The sequence below is a fragment of the Streptomyces sp. genome (assembly GCF_035563135.1).
Classification (GTDB): Bacteria; Actinomycetota; Actinomycetes; order Streptomycetales; family Streptomycetaceae; genus Streptomyces.
The window spans coordinates 1-4,734 of record NZ_DATMVN010000834.1 but is presented as its reverse complement, the minus strand read 5'-3'; the positions used below and the strand labels follow the sequence as shown (position 1 = coordinate 4,734).

Genomic DNA, 4,734 nt, shown 5'->3' with positions numbered 1-4,734 from the left:
CGGCTCCTCGCCCGGATGCGAGGCCCGCCCGACCCGGATGCGAGGCCCACTCGCCCGGATGCGAGGCCCGCCCGGCCTCACCCCGCGGCGCCGTAGAACCTCTCCTCCACCACCGCCCGGGCCCGCCGGGTGATCCGCCGGTAGTCGTCCAGCATGTCCCCCACGTGCCCCGGCTCATAGCCCAGGTACCGCCCCACCGCGGTCAGCTCACGCGGGTTCGAGGGGAACGTGTCGCCCGGCCGCCCCCGCACCAGCATCACCGCGTTGCGCACGCGCGAGGCCAGCACCCACGCCTCGTCCAGCGTCTGTGCCTCCTCCGCCGGGACGAGTCCCGCCGCGCAGGCCGCCGCCAGCGCCTCCCGCGTACGCGGGGTCCGCAGTCCGGGCTCCGCCCAGCCGTGCTGCATCTGCATCAGCTGGACCGTCCACTCGACGTCGCTCAGCCCGCCGCGCCCCAGCTTGGTGTGGAGCGTCGGATCGGCCCCGCGCGGCATGCGTTCGGACTCCATCCGCGCCTTGAGCCGCCGGATCTCCCGGACGGCGTCGTCCCCCAGCCCCTCCATCGGGTACCGCAGCGGGTCGACGAGATCGATGAAGGCGCGGCCCAGCTCCTCGTCCCCGGCCATCGGCGTCGCGCGCAGAAGCGCCTGGCTCTCCCAGACCAGCCCCCAGCGCCGGTAGTACGCCTCGTACGACTTCAGGGTGCGCACCAGGGGCCCGGTCCTGCCCTCCGGCCGCAGGTCGGCGTCGATCAGGAGCGGCGGGTCGGCCGTCGGCAGCTCCAGCAGTCTGCGCATCTCCGTGACCACGGCGTTCGCCGCCCGGGCCGCTTCCTCGTCACCGACCCCTTCCCGGGGCTCGTGCACGAACAGGACGTCCGCGTCCGAGCCGTAGCCCAGCTCGTGCCCGCCGAAACGGCCCATGCCGATGACGGCGAACCGGGTCGGCAGGGTGTCGCCCCACCGCTCACGGACAGCGGCGCGCAGCGCCCCCGACAGCGTGGCGGCGTTCAGGTCGGTGACCGCGGAGCCGACCCGGTCCACGAGGGCGCCCGGGTCGGGCTCGGCCGGGTTGTCCTCCGTGCCGTACGAGCCGATGAGGTCGGCGGCCGTCGTACGGAACAGCTCCCGCCGCCGCACCCCGCGCGCCACCGCGACGGCTGCTTCGGCCCCCGGCGCCCGGCCGACGGCGGCCAGCACCTCCTGCTCCAGGTGGTCCCGGCTGCGCGGCCGCAGCCCTTCCGGGTCGCCGAGGATGGCGACGGCCTCCGGGGCGCGCATCAGCAGGTCGGGGGCGAGCCGCCCTGCGGACAGGACGCGGGCGAGGTTCTCGGCCGCCGCGCCCTCGTCGCGCAGGAGCCGCAGGTACCAGGGAGTCTTGCCGAGGGCGTCGGACACCTGCCGGAAGCCCAGGAGCCCGGCGTCCGGATCGGCGGAGTCCGCGAACCAGCCGAGCAGCACCGGCAGCAGCGTGCGCTGGATCGCGGCCTTGCGGGAGACCCCGGAGGACAGGGCTTCCAGGTGCCTCAGCGCGGCGGCGGGATCGGCGTAGCCGAGGGCCTCCAGCCGGACGCCTGCGGCTTTCGCGCTGAGCCTGCTCTCGCCGGGCGCGAGCTGGGCGACGGCGTCCAGGAGCGGCCGGTAGAAGAGCTTCTCGTGCAGCCGACGTACGACGGAGGCGTGCCGCCGCCACGCCCGGTTGAGCTCGGCGACCGGGTCCGTGCGCAGGCCGAGGGAGCGCCCGAGCCTGCGCAGGTCGGTCTCCTCCTCGGGGACCAGATGGGTGCGGCGCAGCCGGTGGAGCTGGATGCGGTGCTCCATGGTCCGCAGGAAGCGGTACGCCTCGTCCAGCTGCGCCGCGTCCGCCCGTCCGACGTACCCGCCTTCGGCCAGCGTCCGCAGGGCCTCCAGGGTGGAGCCGGAGCGCAGGGTGCCGTCGCTGCGCCCGTGGACGAGCTGGAGCAGCTGTACGGCGAATTCGACGTCCCGGAGCCCGCCGGGGCCGAGCTTGAGTTCGCGGTCGACACGGTCGACGGGGATGTTGTCGACGACGCGACGGCGCATCTTCTGCACGTCGCCGACGAAGTTCTCCCGGTCGGCGGCCTGCCACACCAGCGGCGACACGGCTTCGACGTACTGCGCTCCGAGCTCGGCGTCCCCGGCGACCGGCCGGGCCTTGAGCAGTGCCTGGAACTCCCAGGTCTTGGCCCAGCGCTGGTAGTAGGCGAGGTGCGAGGACACCGTCCGCACCAGGGGCCCGTTGCGGCCTTCGGGGCGGAGGTTGGCGTCGACGGGCCAGATGGTGCCCTCGACGGTGGTGTCGGAGCAGATCCGCATCAGATGGGCGGCGAGCCGGGTGGCGGCCTGCATGGCGCCGTTCTCCTCCGCGCCGTCGACGGGCTCGCCCACGAAGATCACGTCGACGTCGGACACGTAGTTCAGCTCGTGCCCGCCGCATTTGCCCATCGCGATGACGGCGAGCCGGCACTGTGCGGCGTCGGAGGGCGCGGCGGCCCGGGCGATGGCCAGCGCCGCCCGCAGGGTGGCCGTCGCCAGGTCGGCGAGCTCTGCGGCGACCTGTGCGACATCCGTCGTACCGCAGACGTCGCGGGCGGCGATCGACAGCAGTGACCTGCGGTAGGCGACGCGCAGTGAGTCCGGGTCGGCCGCGTCGCAGAGCATGTGCTCGAACTCCGGGACCCCGGGGTGGAGATCGGTGGCCTCGTACGTGACGAGCACCTGCCAGTCACGCGGGTGCCGGGCCAGGTGGTCCCCGAGTGCCTCGGAGGCGCCGAGGGCCCCGAGGAGCCGGTCGCGCAACGGCTTGGCCGTGACCAGGGTGTCCAGCAGGACCTGTCGTTCCTCCGCCTCCTCGGCCTCGACGAGCCGTACGAGGCCGCGCAGGGCCAGATCGGGGTCGGCGGTCGCGCCGAGGGCCTCCAGGAGGACGGGATCGGCCCGTACGGAGGAGAGCTCGGGCAGGTCCAGCAGCCGTTCGGCGGCGGACGGATCGGTGAAACCGTGCCGCAGCAGTCTGGTGAACGTACTGCTCCTGCGTCCCGGCACCGTCGTCATCCTGTGTCTCCTGCCCGCCGATCACCCATATCCGCTCTTCGAGCCTATCCCCGCGCCGATGAATCCGGGGCGGGGGCGGAGTCCGCACTCCAGGGCGCGAACGACGAAGGCCCCCGCACGCCGCCGTACCGTCCCAGGAGGCCCGTCATGCCGGCCGAGAACGCCGGGACCACCGAGAACACCGAACAGGCCGAACAGGCCGAAGACACCGGGACCACAGGCGCCCCCGCGACCACCCTCGACCCCCACTACGGCGACGAGGACGCCACCGCCCGGCCCTGGCGCCCGGCCCTGGACGGAGGCGGCCGGGCTGCTGGACCGCGCGGAGCTGGCACGGCCTTCGGCTTCGCCAAGGGCGACCCGTACGGCCGGACGCGCCGGCGCTTCGCCTGAGGCACTCCGGGCCGCCCCGGGCCGCCCCGGGCCGCCTGGTCCGGCCCCGGCCGACCCGGGCAGTCCGCGTGATGCCATCCCCGGGCTCCCCTGACGGGGCGGTTCCCGATGAGCCCCTACCGGGGGCGGGTCCCGATGACGACCGTGGCGTACAGCTCCTCGGAGACGACGACGCGCGCGGTCAGTCCGCCGCTTCCCACCGTCTCCTCGGCGCGCGCGGCCTGCCGCTCGCTCGTCTCGACCAGCAGGCTGCCGCCCGGGGCGAGCCAGTCTTTCGCCTCGGCGACGACCCGCCGCATCACGTCGAGCCCGTCGCTGCCCCCGTCGAGCGCCACGCGCGGTTCGTGGACCCGCGCCTCGGCGGGCAGGAACTCGACGTCCTCGGTCGGTACGTACGGCACATTGGCGAGCAGGACATCGACCCTCCCCCGCAGCGAACGGGGCAGGGGGGCGAAGAGGTCGCCCTCGTAGACCGTCCCGCGCCCTCCCACGTTGCGCCGGGCGCAGCGCACGGCGGCGGGTTCCACGTCGGCGGCGTGCAGTTCGGCCTCGCGCAGCGACGAGATGAGTGCCCTGCCGAGCGCCCCGGTGCCGCAGCAGAGATCGACCACGACCGCCCGGTCGGGTGCGAGGGCAGCGGCCTGCCGGACGAGGAATTCGGTACGCCGCCGGGGCACGAAGACCCCGGTGTCCACGGCGATCCGCAGCCCGCAGAACTCGGCCCAGCCGAGCACGTGTTCAAGCGGAAGCCCGGCCGTGCGGCGTTCCAGCATGGCGGCGAGTGCGGCGGGGCCGGCCGCTGTGGAGAGAAGGAGTTCCGCCTCGTCCTCGGCGAAGACACAGCCGGCGGTGCGGAGCGTGGTGACGAGGGTGGAGAAAGTGGGCGAGGGAGCGAATTCCTGCATGGGGGCGGAGCCTTTCGGATGGACCGATGGGCGCTCCGCGATCGCTCAGGCCCGGTGAGCCGTACGACGGCGAGGGGTGAGCGCCCAGCCTGCTGAAGCGGTAATGGGTCTCACCTCCTGGGTCGGTCCCGGTCTCGGGAGGGGCCACACTACCCGACCTGCGTCTGCCCCGATGTGTCCCGTACCGGCGGCCGTTCGGCTGCCGGGGCGGGCGCCGTTCCGGCCGGCGGCACGGTCGCCCGCCCACGGCGGCGGCCTGCGGATGCGCGTCGAGCGGGGCGGCCAGGCCGTCGGGCGTCCGAGTATCCCCGGCCGGGCAGCGGGTGGCGGGGTCCGGCGGGCGGCCGATGGGGTTGCGTGAC

General features: G+C 74.4%; 3 protein-coding genes. 1 reads left to right on the top strand and 2 read right to left on the bottom strand.

The window, feature by feature from the left end; all coding sequences use genetic code 11:
- Positions 1–77: 77 nt before the first annotated feature.
- Positions 78–3,074, bottom strand: a complete 2,997-nt coding sequence (locus VN520_RS36875; protein ID WP_325751318.1) for a bifunctional [glutamine synthetase] adenylyltransferase/[glutamine synthetase]-adenylyl-L-tyrosine phosphorylase — start codon at positions 3,072–3,074, stop codon at positions 78–80.
- 147 nt (positions 3,075–3,221) lie between these two features.
- Between VN520_RS36875 and VN520_RS36870 the strand changes: the two genes are divergently transcribed.
- Complete coding sequence (locus tag VN520_RS36870) at positions 3,222–3,467, top strand: hypothetical protein (RefSeq protein ID WP_325751317.1); 246 nt, start codon at positions 3,222–3,224, stop codon at positions 3,465–3,467.
- Between the two features lie 116 nt (positions 3,468–3,583).
- Here the strand turns inward: VN520_RS36870 and VN520_RS36865 are convergent, their stop codons facing one another.
- Positions 3,584–4,372, bottom strand: coding sequence for a putative protein N(5)-glutamine methyltransferase (locus VN520_RS36865; RefSeq protein WP_325751316.1), 789 nt, complete (start codon positions 4,370–4,372; stop codon positions 3,584–3,586).
- Between the last annotated feature and the right edge of the window lie 362 nt (positions 4,373–4,734).

Bases quoted from the DNA above. Each gene is read 5' to 3' on its own strand.
- VN520_RS36875 (WP_325751318.1), bottom strand. From the start codon at position 3,074: ATGACGACGGTGCCGGGACGCAGGAGCAGTACGTTCACCAGACTGCTG.
- VN520_RS36870 (WP_325751317.1), top strand. From the start codon at position 3,222: ATGCCGGCCGAGAACGCCGGGACCACCGAGAACACCGAACAGGCCGAA.
- VN520_RS36865 (WP_325751316.1), bottom strand. From the start codon at position 4,372: ATGCAGGAATTCGCTCCCTCGCCCACTTTCTCCACCCTCGTCACCACG.